The 18575-nt window shown below is 44.8% G+C and carries 18 protein-coding genes; 6 read left to right on the forward strand and 12 right to left on the reverse strand.

The genetic code is table 11. The annotated features are described in order from the left end of the window. Positions 1-240 precede the first annotated feature (240 nt). Complete coding sequence (locus tag GVY04_20450; GenBank protein NBD18412.1) at positions 241-675, reverse strand: redoxin domain-containing protein; 435 nt, start codon at positions 673-675, stop codon at positions 241-243. Positions 676-708: 33 nt separating this feature from the next. Next, complete coding sequence (locus GVY04_20455) at positions 709-1032, reverse strand: PepSY domain-containing protein (protein ID NBD18413.1); 324 nt, start codon at positions 1030-1032, stop codon at positions 709-711. Between the two features lie 65 nt (positions 1033-1097). Here GVY04_20455 and GVY04_20460 point away from each other — a divergent pair, with 65 nt between their 5' ends. From GVY04_20460 to GVY04_20470, 3 genes are all read left to right on the forward strand, one after another. Further along, positions 1098-1298: a hypothetical protein gene (locus GVY04_20460; protein ID NBD18414.1), complete on the forward strand. Its 201-nt coding sequence runs from the start codon at positions 1098-1100 to the stop codon at positions 1296-1298. Between the two features lie 144 nt (positions 1299-1442). Further along, on the forward strand, positions 1443-3215 hold the full coding sequence (locus GVY04_20465) for a S8 family serine peptidase (protein NBD18415.1): 1773 nt from the start codon (positions 1443-1445) through the stop codon (positions 3213-3215). Positions 3216-3441: 226 nt separating this feature from the next. Continuing rightward, entirely contained in the window at positions 3442-4215 is a 774-nt protein-coding gene (locus GVY04_20470; GenBank protein NBD18416.1) for a hypothetical protein, read from the forward strand. 75 nt (positions 4216-4290) lie between these two features. Here GVY04_20470 and tnpB read toward each other — a convergent pair whose 3' ends face one another. Then, a complete protein-coding gene (gene tnpB, locus GVY04_20475) occupies positions 4291-5454 on the reverse strand; it encodes an IS200/IS605 family element transposase accessory protein TnpB (GenBank protein ID NBD18417.1) in 1164 nt (387 codons plus the stop codon). Positions 5455-5656: 202 nt separating this feature from the next. Between tnpB and GVY04_20480 the strand changes: the two genes are divergently transcribed. Further along, positions 5657-7084 (forward strand): NADP-dependent isocitrate dehydrogenase, encoded by a 1428-nt coding sequence (locus GVY04_20480; GenBank protein ID NBD18418.1) that lies wholly within the window; start codon positions 5657-5659, stop codon positions 7082-7084. Between the two features lie 109 nt (positions 7085-7193). After that, a complete protein-coding gene (locus tag GVY04_20485) occupies positions 7194-8432 on the forward strand; it encodes an MFS transporter (protein NBD18419.1) in 1239 nt (412 codons plus the stop codon). Positions 8433-8449: 17 nt separating this feature from the next. Here GVY04_20485 and GVY04_20490 read toward each other — a convergent pair whose 3' ends face one another. From GVY04_20490 to GVY04_20505, 4 genes are all read right to left on the reverse strand, one after another. Beyond that, the gene (locus tag GVY04_20490; GenBank protein ID NBD18420.1) at positions 8450-9211 is read right to left on the reverse strand and encodes a HEAT repeat domain-containing protein; all 762 of its coding nucleotides are present in this window, start codon (positions 9209-9211) and stop codon (positions 8450-8452) included. A 161-nt stretch (positions 9212-9372) separates the two neighbouring features. Further along, entirely contained in the window at positions 9373-9879 is a 507-nt protein-coding gene (locus GVY04_20495) for a DUF1499 domain-containing protein (protein NBD18421.1), read from the reverse strand. A gap of 31 nt (positions 9880-9910) precedes the next feature. Then, complete coding sequence (locus tag GVY04_20500; GenBank protein NBD18422.1) at positions 9911-11056, reverse strand: LptF/LptG family permease; 1146 nt, start codon at positions 11054-11056, stop codon at positions 9911-9913. A 56-nt stretch (positions 11057-11112) separates the two neighbouring features. Continuing rightward, positions 11113-11583 carry a rhodanese-like domain-containing protein gene (locus GVY04_20505; GenBank protein ID NBD18423.1) on the reverse strand — a complete coding sequence of 157 codons (471 nt, stop codon included), beginning with the start codon at positions 11581-11583 and terminating at the stop codon, positions 11113-11115. 6 nt (positions 11584-11589) lie between these two features. Here GVY04_20505 and GVY04_20510 point away from each other — a divergent pair, with 6 nt between their 5' ends. Next, complete coding sequence (locus tag GVY04_20510; GenBank protein NBD18424.1) at positions 11590-12294, forward strand: DUF547 domain-containing protein; 705 nt, start codon at positions 11590-11592, stop codon at positions 12292-12294. Between the two features lie 22 nt (positions 12295-12316). Here the strand turns inward: GVY04_20510 and GVY04_20515 are convergent, their stop codons facing one another. From GVY04_20515 to GVY04_20535, 5 genes are all read right to left on the reverse strand, one after another. Continuing rightward, positions 12317-13072, reverse strand: coding sequence for a glycosyltransferase (locus tag GVY04_20515; protein NBD18425.1), 756 nt, complete (start codon positions 13070-13072; stop codon positions 12317-12319). Positions 13073-13567: 495 nt separating this feature from the next. Beyond that, positions 13568-16039, reverse strand: a complete 2472-nt coding sequence (locus GVY04_20520; protein ID NBD18426.1) for an AAA domain-containing protein — start codon at positions 16037-16039, stop codon at positions 13568-13570. 176 nt (positions 16040-16215) lie between these two features. Continuing rightward, the gene (rimI, locus tag GVY04_20525; GenBank protein NBD18427.1) at positions 16216-16764 is read right to left on the reverse strand and encodes a ribosomal protein S18-alanine N-acetyltransferase; all 549 of its coding nucleotides are present in this window, start codon (positions 16762-16764) and stop codon (positions 16216-16218) included. 52 nt (positions 16765-16816) lie between these two features. Continuing rightward, positions 16817-17788, reverse strand: a complete 972-nt coding sequence (locus GVY04_20530) for a UPF0104 family protein (protein ID NBD18428.1) — start codon at positions 17786-17788, stop codon at positions 16817-16819. Next, positions 17782-18366, reverse strand: coding sequence for a DUF4126 family protein (locus tag GVY04_20535; protein NBD18429.1), 585 nt, complete (start codon positions 18364-18366; stop codon positions 17782-17784). Before GVY04_20535 ends, GVY04_20530 begins: the two co-directional genes overlap by 7 nt. Positions 18367-18575 lie beyond the last annotated feature (209 nt).

Raw genomic sequence — 18575 nt, forward strand, 5'->3', positions numbered from 1 at the left:
CTTATCTTAGCACGTTAAAAGTTTGTTCGTCTTCGACTCATCCTCACGCTTTGCTCCGGGCCTTAGATCCAACGGCTAAAGCACGTTGGTTTTACGGCGATTCCTATAACCGAGTGACCAGACAATCAACTGTGGTTACCTATTTTCTCCCCCTCTCCCCAAGGACAGTGTAGAGGATAGGGAATAAATATCCTCCACAAAGGGAGGAATCAGGAAGAATAAATTGGGGTCAAAATCAAGCTATTTGATCGCGCTTAGTACGTCATCCGCATGAGTACTGGTATTAACATTGCTATCGACGTAGCTAATGTTTCCTTCCCCATCGATAACATAAGTAATGCGCTTAGAGACAGCACCACCATCAGCATCGTAGGCTTTAGTGATGCTGCCATCCACATCGGCTAAGAGGGTAAAGGGTAAACCATACTTTTCTTTAAACATTTTGTGAGACGCTTCGTCATCGCGACTGACGCCAAGTACAACCATTTCTTGGTCTTGGTATTTTTGATAGTTATCGCGGAAGCTTTGTGCTTCTTTGGTGCAACCAGGGGTGTCATCTTTGGGGTAAAAGTAGAGAATAACCGTTTTCCCTTTGAAGTCTGACAGAGAAACCGTATTACCGTCGCTATCTTTCGTTTTAAAATCAGGTGCTTTCGTACCAACTGCAAGTGCCATAGGTTTTACTCCTACTTAAATATCGGCTTAACGTCAAGATTTTGATTCTTCTTGTTGCTGTTTACGAGACGAAAAGAGTCCCGATTTCATCACATTAGAGAATAACATAGTTGCTCCTGTAGTTAATAAAAACAAGACGCCGAGCCCATTGAGTAAGACATAAATCCCTTTTAGTTGATCCCCGAGATATTCTCCTTCATGAATCACCATTAAAAAATGAGCTTGATCGCGAGTCAAGCCAAACCAATCTTTAGAGAGTCGATAAGAAACCCCTGTTAGAGCGGTAACAATTAGGGGGAGAATCATGATTCCTGCTAAACGTCGATGCCATTCTCGAAATTGTTTGCGCCAATTCATGCTTACTTTTACCTAAATTACATTTTTTCCTTGATAGCATTTTCTGTATCCTTTCATGGTTGTAAATGAACATCAGTAGCTCAGCTCGCACGATTTATAAGTACTACAAAGTTGTTGCCGATCGCTTTTCACAAGAACTGATCATTGTGTTGACTCGATTCCGTCCATCAAAATTTTTTGTACAAGCATTTCCATTGCGCGATTGCAATCAGTCTTCAAGATTTTTTCAAGCGATCGCGCGCTTTGTTGCCGAAGCTATTACCTGATCCGGAGTGGTTTGAGCGAATTTTGTAAATTAAGATGAAACTTGTTTTTTTAGAGTTTTCTGGGTTCTCGGTTGGGCGCTTGATCCCCCAGTTCGCAAAAGTTGTTCTAAAATAGCCGATAACGGCAACTCACCACGGAAGATTATGAAACGACTGCTTATCTTTGGCTTGTTTTTCCTTGGATTAACCTTTGCCCTCTGGAACTTTTCCGGATCAGCACACCGAGGCACTTATCACTCTTATGTTCTCGACTTTAAAGAGGAGATTCCCCAATCGGTCATCGAGAGTAAATTAAATGCGCTTCAGGAACAATATCACGTCACGACACAACTCAACAGTGAATTTTCTGAGCGCGATCGCGTTTATATTGTCAAATCAGAAGAAGAACTCCCCACAGTCAATTCTCTGAAAAAACTGCTCAAAGGAACGACTGAAGCAATTGATCGGAACTATCAGTATCAAGCTTTTGCCATTCCTAATGACCCCGATTATAACCAACAGTGGAATTTTCGCAGTATTAATCTTGAGCAGGCTTGGGATGAATCTCAAGGCGACGGCGTGACGGTGGCAGTGATTGATACGGGGGTCAGTCAAGTTCCCGACTTAAAACAAACTGAGTTTGTCAAAGGCTATGATTTTGTCAATGATCGCGTGCAAGCCGATGATGATGTCGGACATGGCACCCATGTTGCGGGAACGATCGCGCAATCAACCAATAATAATTACGGGGTTGCCGGGATTGCCTATAAAGCCAAAATCATGCCCATTAAAGTCCTTGATGGCAATGGTGGGGGAACGGTCGCTGATATTGCAGAAGGCATCCGTTTTGCTGCCAATAATGGCGCTGATGTGATTAATTTAAGCCTAGGTGGGATGGGCGATAGTCACATCATGTCAGAAGCAATTAAATATGCTCACAGTAAAGATGTGGTGATTGTTGGGGCGGCTGGCAACTCCAACCAAAATTCCGCGGCGTATCCTGCCCGTTATCCTCATGTCATTGGCGTTTCGGCACTGGATCCAGCTGGGGCAAAAGCCAATTATTCCAACTTTGGCGCTGGGGTAGATATTTCCGCCCCCGGCGGCAGTGAAGCCGGAAAAGTTGTGCAAAATACCATTAGCCCGGATACGGGAGAAGCGGTGTTTACAGGGTATCAAGGCACGAGTATGGCAGCCCCTCACGTTGCTGGGGTTGCGGCATTAGTGAAAAGTGCAGGAATTAAAGAACCAGACGAAGTACTCAGCGTGTTGAAACAGTCAGTACGGAAAGTGCAAGAAGATCCCATGAATCATTATGGTGTGGGACAATTGGATGCTGGTCAAGCGGTGAAACTTGCCATCCGTGGACAAATTAGCGTTCGTGACTTCTTCCGCTGGCTGCGCGATAATGGCTATCTCAATCCCCGTTTCTGGATTGATGGCGGTACGGTCATGCTACCCTTCAAACTCGCCACTGTTATCGGCGGGTATCTCTTGGCTTGGTTATTACGGACTTATTTTCCGTTTGCTTGGAGTTGGTCATTAGCCAGTGGTATTGTTGCTGGTAGTTCGGGCTTATTTTTCCTGAAAGGGTTCTATATCTTTGATTTACCGCAAGCGCCGTTTCGCGTGATGGGCAGTTCGATTCCCGAGTTAGGCAATGCCATTCAAGGAAGTCCGGTTCTGAATCCGTTGTTTGCCAGTGTGTTAATTCCTTTAGGGTTAGTGCTGTTACTATTACAAAATCCCCGCTGGCGTTGGTTTGCCGTCGGAACCAGCTTAGGGGTGGCTTCCTTTCTTGCCATTAGTGCCGTGGTTTCGCCAGCACTCTGGGGCTTAGGCAGTGGTTGGCTGGCGAGAAGCTATCTGCTAGTGAATGCCCTATTGTGTTGGGGATTGGGACGTTTAGCCAGTGGTCAAGAAGAAACCGTTTCTTAATTGAGCGGGTGCGATTGCGTCAGAGAAACTATTGAAAGTGGCGCGATCGCGCATTCTTATAAAACTCAAAATCCCCAGCAATTTTCAGATACTGAATCCCTAACCCCGATTCCCTAAAACCTTCTTGAACCCCAAACCCCTAATCCCAAAAACCTAACCCCAGTCTCAATCCGAACCGGTTTGTCACCCCTTGAGAGTAATGCCACAACAAACTCCTGAGCGACCTATGTATCAAACCAATCCTCAGCAGCCTCCTAAAAGTCTTCTCCCCACCATGTATGATTTACCGAGTGAAGACCCAGAGGAACCAGGTTTGCCCGATCAATTCCATATTTATCAGCCGCGATTATTAGACGAAACGTTTCGACCGGCCAATTATCCTTCCGAAGAAATTTTGACAGCAACTGACCTGAATTTATACTATGATTTCCGCCACACGCAATGGTATAAGCGTCCCGATTGGTTTGCTGTGGTCGGTATTCCCCGTTTATATAATGACGAAGACTTAAGACTTAGCTATGTGATTTGGCAAGAAGAAGTCGCTCCCTTAATCGTCATTGAATTGCTCTCACCGGGAACCGAAAAAGAAGACTTAGGAGAAACGGAAAGTGGGAAAAATCAACCGCCAACGAAATGGGAGGTTTACGAACAAATTTTGCAGATTCCCTATTATGTCACCTACAGTCGTTATACTCAGCAAATGCAAGCCTTTACCTTAACCCAAAAAGGTTATCAGCGATTATTACTCAACAATAACAGTCTGTGGGTCCAGGAAATTCAAATGAGTCTTGGCTTGTGGGAGGGAACTTATGAACAAATCCAAGGGAAATGGTTGCGCTGGCAAGATGAAAATGGAAATTGGATTCTTACCCCAGCAGAAGCAGAAAGACAACGGGCAGATCTGGAACAGCAACGGGCGGATACCGAACAACAACGGGCGGAACGTTTAGAAGCTCGTCTAAAAGAGTTGGGAATTGATCCTAATGAAATCAACGAATAATCACTGAGGAGTAAACTACGTCTTGCCGCTTACGCGCTCGCAAGACGCTTTTTTTAGTAGCCCTGAGTCGTCAAATCAGGTAAGCTGAACATATTGCTTGTTCGGACTTAACTTACAAAACAATCCCGTGCCTCTAGGCTGGTTTACAACAGCCCCTAACGCCGCTATATTTTTTGCGCCATTTAAGTCGGCATCCATCTTATTTCCGCAATGTCCACAGGAAAACCGCTTTCCCTTACGCTCCCCAAGATGAAGACAGTGAGAGCAGGTTTTGGAAGTATAAGCTGGGTTAACAAAAACCAGTTTTACTCCTTTGAGAACACACTTGTAGAAGATGAACTGCCTTAACTGATAGAACGCCCAATTATTCCCAAGTCGCTTATCCTTTTTACTTCTTGGACTTTTATTGGTACGCTCTCTAATTCCAGTTAGGTCTTCTAGCGCAATTCCTAAATTATTGGTTGCAACATTATCAACCAACAACCGACTAATATTATGGTTTATCCATTTCTGAAAGCGTTTCTCCTTGCCTGACAACCGTTTCTGAAGTTGGCGACATCTTCGCCGAGAACTTCTTGTGCCTTTCACCGCTTTTCTTTGGAGAACTGCTCTCATTTTGGAATAATGGTTTCGCTTATCCGTAATCTGTTTCCCAGACCATGATTCCCCTTGTGATGTTGTTGCAATATCGGTTCTACCCAGATCTACCCCTAAAACCTGATCGGTTTCGGTAGGATCTGGGATGTTTTGGTCAATCTGAATATGGACATAATAAGTCCTATCTTTTCGCTTAACTAAGGTTGCTGAAGTTGGCTTACTCCCCTTCAACAAGTATCGTTGGTAGTTTCCAATCAGCAACTCTAAACGAGGGCGACTATTTATTAGTTTTATCGAAACTGTCCAGTCTTTCTCTCTAAAACTGAAGATTCTTGCGTCATAACTCGCTGAAGTGGGGGAGAATGCTTTAACTGGCTTATTCTTTGGTTTGGCAGTTTTTCGGTTAGCGCAAACTCTCCGGATCGCCTGAATAGCTAAGTTGGCTGACAGCCCAAACCGAGTCCGCACCTCTTGATAGACCAGAGACTGCATTGCTGTCTTGTTGGTCATTTTCGGAGGAGTGTTCTGGTTCACCCAATCGCAAGCAGAACTAAATGCCAACAAAGTGTCGTCAATTTCTTTGGCGACTTCTCTATCGACCTTGAGCTTGCACGCTACTGTTACGGTTTGGGTTTTGGTCATCTCAGCTTTCAAAAGATGAATAAATTTATGGTAGCAGATGGATTGGGAATTCGTCGCCTACCCTACGGGTAGGACTCCTCATCCCCCGCTATCCCTCCCTAAGCCGCTTTGCTGAGCGTAGGGACTCCCGCGATTATGTTGAAGTTGTGAATTCCCGTTTCCTGTGGCACTATTGAGCATTATCTGTTAGTGTCGAGCGAAAATGTACGAAAAAATTACCCCTCCTAGTGTTGGAACAAAAATTACGTTTAAAGATGGTGAACCCGTTGTTCCTGATGATCCGATTATTCCCTTCATTCGCGGTGATGGAACAGGCTATGATATTTGGCCGGCGACACAGAAAGTTTTAGAAGCAGCAGTCAAAAAGGCTTATGGTGACCAGAAGAAAATCAACTGGTTCAAAATTTATGCGGGGGATGAAGCCTGTGAACACTACGGGACATTTCAGTATTTACCGGAAGATACCCTGCAAGCGATTCGAGAATATGGCGTTGCCATTAAAGGACCTTTGACCACTCCAGTTGGCGGTGGCATTCGTTCTCTCAATGTTGCCTTGCGTCAAATCAATGATTTGTATGCTTGTGTTCGTCCTTGTCGGTATTATCCGGGTACGCCCTCGCCGCACCACTACCCAGAACGATTAGATGTGATTATCTATCGGGAAAATACAGAAGATATTTATCTCGGGATTGAGTGGAAAGAAGGGACTGAAACCGCACAGAAGTTAATTGATCTCCTCAATAATGACTTCATTCCGAATACCCCAGAACATGGCAAGAAACAGATTCGGCTTGATTCTGGCATTGGAATTAAACCCATTAGTAAAACGGGTTCTCAGCGTTTAGTGCGTCGGGCGATTAAACATGCCCTGCAATTGCCCAAGAATAAGCAGCAAGTAACGTTGGTGCATAAGGGCAATATTATGAAGTATACGGAGGGCGCGTTTCGGGATTGGGGCTATGAGTTGGCAACAACCGAGTTTCGCAATGAGTGTGTCACGGAACGAGAATCTTGGATTCTAGGAAATAAGGAAAATAATCCGGATTTGAGTTTGGAAGAAAACGCTCGTCAAGTGGAACCCGGATTTGATAGTGTCACTCCAGAACGGCGCGAAGAGATTAAGCAAGAGGTGCAAGCGGTTCTTGATCGTCTTTGGGAGACTCACGGCGAGGGCAAATGGAAAGATAAGGTGATGGTGAATGACCGCATTGCTGATAGTATTTTCCAGCAAATTCAAACCCGTCCCAATGAGTATTCCATTCTTGCGACGATGAACTTAAATGGGGATTATTTATCCGATGCTGCTGCTGCGTTAGTCGGTGGTTTAGGAATGGGACCTGGCGCTAATATTGGTGATCACTGTGCGATTTTTGAGGCAACTCATGGTACCGCCCCCAAACACGCCGGGTTAGATCGGGTTAACCCGGGTTCATTGATTCTGTCTGGGGTAATGATGTTGGAATATTTGGGTTGGGATGAAGCCGCCCAGTTGGTGCAGAAAGGTCTAGCGGGCGCGATCGCGCGACGAGAAGTCACTTATGATTTAGCCCGGATGATGACGCCGAAAGTCGATCCGCCACTTAAGTGTTCTGAGTTTGCCCAAGCCATTATTAATCACTTTGACGATTAATGATTAGAAAATAGGGAACAAGGCATCTCCTTGTCTCCCTAGAAGTAGATTACAGAAAATGTTAAGAATAGTAAACTGAGGAAAGAAATTTTTTGAGGGAGCAACCTGCGTGAACGTCCTGAAAACTCTTACTCCAACGCAAACCAAAAATCTTGCTGTTCTTGCGATATCGGGTTTACTCTTCTGGACTAGCTTAACCAGCCTTTTGCCCACCTTACCCGCTTACATTATTGACATTGGCGGCAGTAAATATCAGGTGGGTCTTGTTATGGGTAGTTTTGCCATTGGTTTGCTATTGTTTCGCGCGCAATTGGGACAACTTTCGGACCAACGGAGTCGGAAACTCGTGATCATGATTGGGACGTTTGTTGTGGGGACTGCTCCTGTGGGATATTTCTTTGTGGATTCGATCCCCCTGCTCATGATATTTCGAGCGTTTCATGGCATTAGTATTGCTGCCTTTACCACCGGTTACAGCACGCTGGTAGTGGATTGGTCACCACCGGAGAAACGGGGGGAACTCATTGGTTATATGAGTTTAGTGGTTCCGGTTGGGTTAGCTGTGGGACCGGCTTTAGGGGGATATCTGCAAGCGAGTCTCGGTTATGAGATTTTATTTGCCGTTTCCGCTGCATCGGGTTATCTGGGTTTACTTTTTGCATCGCAAGTTACGGAGGTGAGGGAAAAACAGAATCAGGACGCAGCAGCGGAAGAAGACTCACAAACTGGCTTTTGGAATATTTTACTTAGTCCCCGGATTCGGACCCCAGCCACAGTTTTATTCATGGTGGGATTAGTCTTTGGTACGCTAACGACATTTCTGCCTTTATACGTGCGCGAGTTAGGAATTCCGTTGAATCCAGGATTGTATTACACAACGTCCGCGATCGCGAGCTTTGTCATGCGGATGTTTATTGGACGCGCCTCTGATGCTTATGGACGCGGTATTTTCATCACCATGAGTTTGACCTTATACACCGTCGCCATGTATTTACTGGCCAATGCCAGTACACCCGTAGAATTTTTAATTGCCGCGATCGCGCAGGGAGCAGGAGGCGGTACGCTAATTCCAATGATGATTGCTTTAATGTCCGATCGGTCCCTAACTAGCGAACGGGGACGGATTTATGCTCTCTCGATTGGGGGATTTGATTTAGGCATTGCCCTTGCTGGACCGGGAATTGGCTCTTTAGCCGAGATCTTAGGCTATCGCGGATTGTTCCAAGTGGGTGTGACCTTAGCGGCGTTAGCGTTGCTGGTTTTCCTGACGCGATCGAGCAAAAGTGTTCCTCACTCCCTCCGTTTTGCGATTGGACGGGAAAAAGATGTTTATGCGGTGAATCGGTAAAATCGGTAAAACAGAGACTAATTGATTAATCCTTCTTCTTCCAAATCTTCAATCATCTGTAAACCACGAGGATCGCCAAGTTTCAAAAGCGAGGCTTTGGCATCTTCTTTCACCCCAAAGTCCCCATCTTCCACATACGCTTCAATTAAAGCATCGACAGCCGTTGCATACACGACATTAGAGGGCAACTCGGCACAAAGTTGTCCCAGTGTCCAAGCACAATTACTGCGCACTGCAGGAATCGTATCTCTTCTCAACCCTTCAATAATTGGCGGAATTGCGGGGATAATATCTTCGTAATTCAGTTTTCCCACATGGGTTAAGGCACTCGCGGCCCAAAGACGCACGGCAGAGATATCAGTAGCTAGAGCCTGGAGAAGCGGCGGAATCGAGCGGCGATCGCGCGAGTTTCCCAGTGCCCAAACTAAGCCCTTGCGGACATAGCCATTCCAGTCGGTTGCCAACTGCTCAATCAGAGGAACAACCGCATCAGGATGCGGATTTCGCCCCAGGGCATAAGCTGCACTGACGCGGACTAAAGGACAAATATCTGTGAGGAGTGCAATTAAAGCCGGAACCGCGCGATCATCTTCTAACTCACAAAAAGCGCGCGCTGCCAACATCCGTTGCGCTGGTTGCTCAGATTGCAATAAAGGCAGCATTTCCTCTGGATCAAGGGGAGGTGCTTCTTCTTCCACCGATTCCATTTGATCTAAAGGGCTTTCTTCTGAGAAATCAGCGTCTGTATCTAGTAGGGTGAGGTCGTCTTCGTCATACATACTTGTTAAGTTATCACAGTGCTCAAGTGGGTGCAACGCCATCCAAAAACCTTAAATCCTGAATTTTGAAGCATCACTTTGGGAGAACAAGAATAAACAGTAATCATCACTGCCACGTCACCCGCAATGGAGAGTGATACGCTATTAATTACCCATTTCCTCTAGGCTTGGAATTGCTTGCGGATGCGTTCAATGCGACGGCGGTTAACCCCCAAATCCGATTCTCCGACCCGAGACGCTGAACGGACATGAATCAAGTTTTCTTGTGAGTTTAAATAAAATTCTACATCGTCAACAAAACCCATGATACGACTCGTATACTGAGCATATAAATAATTAGGAGTTGCTTTAATAATTTCCGCGTTGTCTGTTTCTTTAATAATATTTTTGAGCTGATCAAAGGCTTCTTTTTCAGAAGAATGATAGGTTAAAGGTTCAACTTTATGGGTGACATCTTTACTTTGGCTTGACACACAATTAGGCGTTTGTGGACATTTAGATAACCTTCCATTTTTAACTCCTAAATTCTTAGGTTGTTCTCCCGAAAACGAGAAAATGCTAGCGATTTCAATAGAATTCGTTGCTAAACTCGGGCTAGGATTCCAGAAAAAGGTACTACAAAATAGGACGATGATTAGAAGAAGAGATTTAAATAATTTTAAAAACATCAGCTTAAAAATAGAAGGGACTCTTTTTATTTTAATGGGCGGAGCGAAACAGTAACCACCCACCGATTCCGAAGCCTAAAAAGTTAGGAATCCAAGCTGCCATAAAGGGAGATAAAAATCCCACTTGCCCGATCGCGCCGGAAATAAAAGCAATGAGATAATAGCCGAAAATAATTAAAATGCTAATGCCAAAGCTGGTTCCCCGACCCGTTTGTTGCGGTTTTGTTCCTAATGCTGCCCCCACCACACCAAAGACTAAACACACAAATGGAAAAGAAACTTTCTGTTGAATCCGTACTTTTAGCTCCCGTAGTTTATCATCATCACTGGTGGCTCGCACCAAATCTAAATATTTTAAGGATTGAACTAAATTCATTTCCCCATAGTCTCGCGATCGCTGAGTTAAATCGAGGGGCGTTTTCGGTAAGTTCAAAACTTTATGCTCAAATTGAACGACATTATTGTAAGAGGAACCTGGAGTAATTAAGTAACTGGTGCCATTATAAAAATCCCATTTATTTAACTTGGGATTCCAAGTTGCTGACTCAGCATTAATAATCTGACTTAGATTTTCGCGTGTGCGATCAATAACCGTTAACCCCCGCATCTCTTCGCCATTAAATTGTTCGGCATAAAACAAACGAACCAGAACTTCTCGTTCTTCTCCATTCGATTGTTCCACATCATCATAATCGGTATAGAGGATGTTTTTTTTGCGAAAGGGGGGTTTTTCGCCCTTCAAGGCGCGTTCCAGGGTAATCCTTGCTTGATAACTGGCAGCAGGAACAATAGACTCATTAAAGGCAAAGGTTAGACCTGTGACGAATAAACTCATAATTAAAGCGGGAATGACCAACCGATAGACACTGACTCCCACACTGCGTAAGGCAATAATTTCACTATCGCTGGAGAGACGACTATAGGTCATCAGCGTTGCTAGTAGTGTGGACATCGGGAAGGCTAGCACAATAAATTCTGGCATTCGTAAGAGAAAAACCCGCAGCGCGATCGCGATCGATAATCCCGACTCTGCCACTTGTCGCACTAACTCAAAAACTGTTCCCACAGACAGTCCAATGGAAGCAAATGCCCCCACCCCAAATAAAAAGGGAAGGATTAATTCTCGAGTGAGATAGCGGTCTAAAACTGGAATTGTAAGCGATTGAATTTTGAACATGATCAAACTTGGAGCAATGGGTTGTCTGTTTGCTGCCGAGAGGGAAGCCAGTTGAATTAACTATCTTTGAGTAACCACTGCCAGTTTTTACGATAGGGATGCACGCGTTCAGTTAGCTGTTGATGATCACGCATTAGAGGGCGTTTTTCATTTGCCCATTGAAAAATCGAGCCTTCTAGATTCCAAACTTGATTATATCCTAGTCCCTGTAATTGTTGAGCAAGACGAGAGGAACGATAGCCAACAGAACAATAGGCAACAATTGTTTGTTCTGGATTCAATTTTGCCTGGGCTGTTTCTACGTCTGGAATATGTTGAGCGTGGGGAAGATGACTCACTAAAAACTCTTCTTTTTGGCGAGTATCAATCAACTGCACTTTGCCCTGATCTTGTTCTAACCAATGCGCCAATGTTTCTGTATCCAATTGTTGAACAGTTGGGAAATCACGACGAATTTTATATTTTAAAAATCGCCACGCTATACTGCGCAAAGGAGCAATTAAAAACTTGAGAGCAAAAAGAATCATAATCTCATGGTTGATTATTTTGTTTGGAATCAATTATTAAAAGAATATGTTAATACTCAAGGACAAGTTGATTATCGGCGTTGGCAATTAGAAGCAAAAGAAGAGCTGAACCAGTGGTTAAATTCTATCTCTTCTCTTCAGCTACGGCAACTTTCCAGTGAAGAACAATTAACACTTCTCATCAATCTTTATAATGCCCTTGTCATTGCCCAAATTTTAAAGCAGTATCCTCTAAAATCGATTCTCCCACGTTTTTTGGGAATACCAAACTGGATTTCTTTTTTGCGATTTTTTACACAACCAATATATACTCTAGATGATCAACCCTTGAGTCTCAACGATATTGAGCATAAGCTGCTGCGGCAACAATGGCAAGAACCTCGAATCCATTTTGCCCTGGTTTGTGCAGCGAGAGGATGTCCGCTGTTACGCAATGAAGCCTACTCCCCCATCCGCATTCAGGAACAATTAACAGATGATGCTACCCGTTTTATTAATAATGTGGATAAAGTAAGCTATTTTCCGGAACATAACCTCCTGCAGTACAGTAAAATTTTTAAGTGGTATAAAAAAGATTTTTTGCAAGTCAGCCCATCAATTCTGACTTATATTAATCAATATTTATCAGTGACGGTTCCAGAATCAACCTCTGTGCAATATCTGCCTTATAATTGGCATTTAAATGAGCAATCAATGATCAGTTATTCCTAATTCATAGATCATTAATTACGATTTAACGGATTTCTTCATAAAACTGTTTTAACCAATGAGCAGACACTCCCATTCCCCACAAACAACCAATCATTAAATAGATAAAATTTGCTTTCCAAGGTCCCCATTTTGCAACTCTGCGGTCAGAGGATTGCACAATCCGGTTCACTTGTTTAATCCGACCATAATGACACAAACGTAAGCATAAATCTGCTTCTTCCATAATTGGCAGTGTAGCATCAAACCCACCGCAATCAATAAAGTCTTGACGACGACAAAACATCACTTGATCCCCAAATAACAGTCGTAAACCTTTGTGAAAAAAAAGCCAAGGATGAAATAAAAAAGGGGCGTAATAAGTTTTTAGAAAATTATGTAAAGAAATTCCCCAACGCGTTTGATCATGTCCACTCATGAGAGAAATAAAGCCAGCACAAGCAATAGTGGGATCAAATAAAACTTTACTGATGATATCGACTAAATCATAGGGAACCAAAGTATCAGCATGGAGGAAACACAAATAATCTCCGGTTGCTTTTTTGACCCCTGCATTTAGTTGTTTGGCCCGTCCTGGAGTAGAGGTTAAAACTTGGATTACGCAAGTAGGAAAAAATTGAGAAGCGATTTCGTCAACGACAGATAGTGTGGGATCTTCACTGCCGCCATCAATAATAATAATTTCTGCTGCAGCCGGTGATAAAAGACTAAGATTGGGTAAATTTTTTTTGAGACAAGTTCCTTCGTTTAAAGTGGGAATAATAATAGAAACACTAGCCATTTCTTTGGATGATTGTTAGTGGTTTTGGTTGTAAAAATTGCTCCCTAAAGTGATCAGTGCTTGATCGGTTAAACTGGGAAACGTTAAAAACAACTCAATTTTACTGATTATGTGACCAATGAATATTATTCGTGCTTATGTGATCCCATTTCTCGTTATCCTGACCTTTGGTCTGGCTTTATTAGCCGTGAGTGCGCGCATTTTCCTCCCGGATGATATGTTAGCTCCTGCACCAGCAGAAGAATCGGTGGAGTCAGCGATGGACAATTAATGTCTGTACCTGGGGGGTTGTTGTATAGCCCTACGTTTTCAGGTGCGGAAGGGGATTAGAAAATTTCTTAATCCTGAAACCTAGTCACAGTCTTGAAGGCTGTTCCCTAGTGCTAGATCAGGAGAATACCCCGACAAACTGAAGCCAAGAAAAAGCGGTAGATATACTCTACCGCTTCTTGCTTAAATGAAGGGATTAACAGCAATTAAGGTGATTGGTCTTAATTACTCTGATCCTTGAGGAAGTAACTCTTTCTTCTTCTCTTGGGGAAAGACTTTTACTTCTCCCTCTACCACATCAACGGTTGCTGTATCTCCTTCGCTCAGGCGACCGGAGAGAATTTCCTCGGCGAGGATGTCTTCTAGCAAGCGCATAATCGCTCGGCGAAGAGGACGCGCACCATAACTGGGGCTATATCCTTCTTCTACTAACCGCTCTTTGAACGCATCAGTAACTTCAAGCTTGATTTCTTGTTCAGTGAGACGGGAGAAGACTTCTCGCAGCATAATTTCGGCAATTTCCTTGACTTCCTCACGATTGAGTTGACGGAAGACAATGATTTCGTCAAGACGGTTGAGAAATTCAGGACGGAAGTATTGCTTCAATTCTTCGTTAACGAGGGAACGAATGCGATTGTATTGCGATTCGGCTTGATCTTCATCGAGTTCAAAGCCTAAACCGCCACCACCTTTTTCGATAACCTTAGAACCAATGTTGGAGGTCATGATTAACAAGGTGTTTTTGAAGTCTACTGTGCGGCCTTTGGCATCAGTGAGACGACCATCTTCTAAAATTTGCAGCAGCATATTGAAGACGTCAGGGTGGGCTTTTTCAATTTCATCAAAGAGAACAACGGTGTAAGGACGACGACGAACCGCTTCGGTCAGTTGTCCTCCTTCGTTGTAGCCCACATAGCCCGGTGGGGAACCAATGAGCTTAGAAACGGTATGCCGTTCCATGAACTCAGACATATCTAAGCGGATCATTGCATCTTCCGAACCGAAGAAGTAAGTCGCTAATGCCTTGGTTAACTCAGTTTTACCCACACCGGTGGGACCGGAGAAGATGAAACTCGCGATTGGGCGGTTGGGATTTTTCAGACCGACACGGGCGCGACGGATGGCGCGAGAAACGGCTCGGACGGCTTCTTCTTGACCGATGAGACGTTTGTGCAAGGTGTCTTCCATGTGCAGCAGTTTTTCCGATTCGGTTTCGGTGATTTTGCTGACGGGAACGCCCGTCCAAGAGGCGACGATGTGGGCGATTTCTTCCACGTCAACCACCGGACCGACTTGGTCATCTTTGCTGGCTTCTGAATTTTTCGCGGAGGCAAGAGAGCGAATTTCACTCTTGATTTCCATCTCGCGATCGCGCAGTTCTCCCGCTCGATCAAAGTCTTGGGAACGCACTGCATCATCCTTTTGTTTCAGCACTTGACGCAGTTCTTCGTCCAGTTCTTTCGCTGCCGGCGGCAGTTGCGAGTTGATCAAACGTACCCGAGAACCGGCTTCATCAATCAGGTCGATTGCTTTATCGGGAAGATAGCGATCGCTGATGTATCGATCCGAGAGTTTTGCCGCCGCATCCAGCGCTGCATCGGTAATGCGGAGCTTGTGGTGCTGTTCATACCGATCGCGCAAGCCAAAGAGAATTTCTACGGTATCTTCTACAGTGGGTTCGCCCACCATAACGGGTTGGAACCGACGTTCTAGGGCTGCGTCGCGCTCAATATGTTTGCGATATTCATCGAGGGTTGTCGCCCCAATACATTGCAGTTCTCCGCGCGCCAGGGCGGGCTTGAGAATATTTGCCGCATCAATCGCCCCTTCTGCGGCACCGGCACCGATTAAGGTGTGAACTTCGTCAATTACCAGAATGACATTTCCCGCTTGACGAATTTCGTCCATGATTTTTTTCAGGCGTTCTTCAAATTCCCCGCGATATTTCGTACCGGCAACGAGTAAGCCAATATCGAGGGTCACGACCCGCTTGTTTTCGAGAATGTCGGGAACATCTTCATTGGCAATGCGTTGGGCTAATCCTTCTGCGATTGCGGTTTTACCAACGCCGGGTTCACCAATTAAAACCGGATTGTTTTTGGTGCGACGACCCAAAATTTGGATCACCCGCTCAATTTCGTTTTGACGACCGACGACGGGATCGAGTTTACTATCCGTTGCCAGCTGGGTCAGGTTGGAACCAAACTCATCGAGCGTCGGTGTTTTTGTCCGCCCTTGACTGGAACCGCTGGAAACTTCAGCGGTTTCTCCCAACATCCGAATCACTTGGGTCCGGACTTTCGAGAGGTCAACACCCAAGTTTTCCAGGACGCGTGCTGCTACGCCTTCTCCTTCGCGAATTAAGCCCAGGAGAAGGTGTTCAGTTCCAATGTAATTATGTCCAAGTTGCCGTGCTTCTTCAAGAGAGAGTTCTAACACTCGCTTGGCTCTAGGAGTGAAAGGAATTTCAACGGCAACAAATCCGGAACCGCGTCCGATAATTTTTTCCACTTCAATGCGAGCATCTTTGAGATTGACGCCCATTGATTTGAGAACTTTCGCGGCTACGCCAGTTCCTTCTCCGATTAAGCCAAGAAGGATCTGTTCTGTGCCAACGAAGTTGTGACCGAGGCGACGTGCTTCCTCTTGAGCAAGCATAATCACCTTAATTGCTTTTTCTGTGAAGCGTTCAAACATAGCCTATTGTTATCACCTGCTGCGTGCCCTTGTTACGCTGATTCTAACATAGGTGATCCCGTGGTTTGTTAGTTGGCTATGGGGGTGTTAGGCTAAACAGGAGTAGGGGTTTCCTTACTTTTCAGGGAGAATAAGCGGATTACAGCAAGTTTTACACATTTTTAAAAATCCAAGCCTTAACTACTTTGCAAGATCTGCCATCCTTTCGTCAAGAGGGTAGCGGATCTTTTTTTCTGTAATGTTTGTAACGTTTCCGCAAAATTGGGATCCGCCAAGTGAGAATGCCACAAAATGAAAGCATCTTCTGGGGGAATCGGGTAATAGTTTTTTCGTCGTCCCGCAATGGTAAACCCCAGTTTCTGATAGAGCGCGATCGCGCTGGCGTTAGACACTCTCACTTCTAGGGTGGCGCGTTCGAGGGGCCAACGAATCGCTGCCAGTAAAAGCTGACACAATAAGAGTTCCCCTAACCCTTGTTGGCGGCAATCAGGATGAATGCCCAGTAGAGTGATATGAGCTTCTTCTACAATTGCCCAAAAACAACCTATCCCTATCAGATATTCTTCCTCTGCGGTATTTTGTTGAACAACGGCTAGCAAGAGGCTGCGTGTGCTGTCAATTTCTTGCTCATAAGCCCCTTTTGTCCAGAGTCCACCAAAACAAAGTTGATCGAGAAAGGTGACTTCCTCCAACTGGGTTTTGAGCAGGGGTTGAATCTTAATCATCTTCACGCTTTCTGGTTGCTAGGAATCATTTCGTTTGGTTATTGATGGTCAGTTATTCTTTATTGCTGACCTTATCTCGTTTTTTTTCGATCATTTTCTCTGGGTGCTCTCCCCTACTTCCTCTCATCTGAGTCTGAGTGACGCCCCAAGCTAGCACACCGGCTAACGCTTCGGCGGTAAGACTCAACAAGCGAAAGAGCGCGAGGCTACTCAGAAGAATCGCAGGGGAAAAGGTGGAATTTAAAAGCGCGATCGCGATACTTTCAAAAACGCCAATACCGCCAGGAGAAGGAACGACTAAGCCGAAGAACCAGGAAAGACTAAAGACACCCAGCAGTAAGGGAAAATGTTCAATTTTCAGTGGGGTTAAACTGGCAATTGTGACCATAAAAGCGCTGGCGCGCAACATTAAAAAACCAATTTCTCCACATAAAGGACGCCAAGGATACTGCTGAATTTGGGGATAACTGGGGGTGAGAGATTGATTTTTGAAGCGTCCTGCTAAGGCCAGCAGAGGATTGAGGAAGCGCGGATGAATAATAATCAAGATCGTTCCGGCAAAGAAGAAGGGAAAGAGAGCGTAGAACTGATTGTGGGTTGTTATCAATCCACCTCGGAAAAGGGTCATTATGGCAATTAGAACCGCTGCTGTTGCCATGAGCAGGGGCTCTAAAAGCGTCGTTAATGTCGCCGTACTCAGATGAATTCCTGCGCTTTGCATCGCTCGAATGCGTCCATAAAAATGCCACACATTCCCGGGAATATATTTGGCTAAATTCGTTTGTAAGTAAATCGGTAAGACCCAAATCAGAGAGGACGGTTGCTGAAGAAACTTCAAAATTCCTGCCCAAACTATACCCGACCAAATATGAGCAGTGAGCGTCAAAATCAGCGCGATCGCGCTGTAGTAAAGCTGGGAAACATCTAATTCAATCGCAACCACGTCTTGCCAATGCTGACGAAAGGTTTTGACGAGAAAAAACAAGGTAATGCCCAGAACAAACCAACGTAAAATTTTCACGATTTCTCCTCAAGTCTTTGCCGATGATTTCTGGGTTGACGCTCATGCCAGCTTTTCCAGCTAGTAGAGCTACGAACAGCAAGCCAAATTAACATCATAGCAATCAATCCCCCCTCCTCTGGCGCACTAAAGGCATATAAAACGAGTAATACCGATAAAACATCTTCACCCAAAGCCACCCAGGGTGGAATCCCTCGCAAGCGAAAGAACCATCCCACCTGTACCAGCTGTAAAAGGAAGGCTAACATGCCGCCACTGATTCCAATCAACCAAAGTTGAGTGGTGTTATACGCTGCCAGTTTTCCCACTGTAACCGCTAATAATAATCCAGCGAGAGGACTTAACGCTAACTGAATCAGTTGTAAGACCCGTTGTCCGAGTAATCGTTTGGAACCCAATAATTCTAATAAAGACCAACTGATTAAAATCGCTAAAACAACTTGCGGATGAATCTGACTAAACAGGGGAACCTGAGACCAAAATTTTTGGTGGTCGACAAAGCCTATAATCAGTAAAGGAAGCGCGAATCGCATTCCTGCTGCAGCAGAAATCGCAAGGATGGCTAAAATACCGGTGAACATAAAAATCAATGACAAATCGTTCAGGAAGGGGAAATAAAAACGAAACCCTTAAAGCAATAACATACCCTGAATTAGTTGCTGATCATTCCATTTTTTATCTTAATGTGACGAGAAGACCCCCACTATAGCGTCAGATTAGTGGGGGATGAATCGTCACCAAACAAATAAAAGTCCGACAGGACATCCTTCGACAGGCTCAGGAACACCTT

The sequence above is a fragment of the Cyanobacteria bacterium GSL.Bin1 genome (assembly GCA_009909085.1).
Lineage (GTDB): Bacteria > Cyanobacteriota > Cyanobacteriia > Cyanobacteriales > Rubidibacteraceae > Halothece.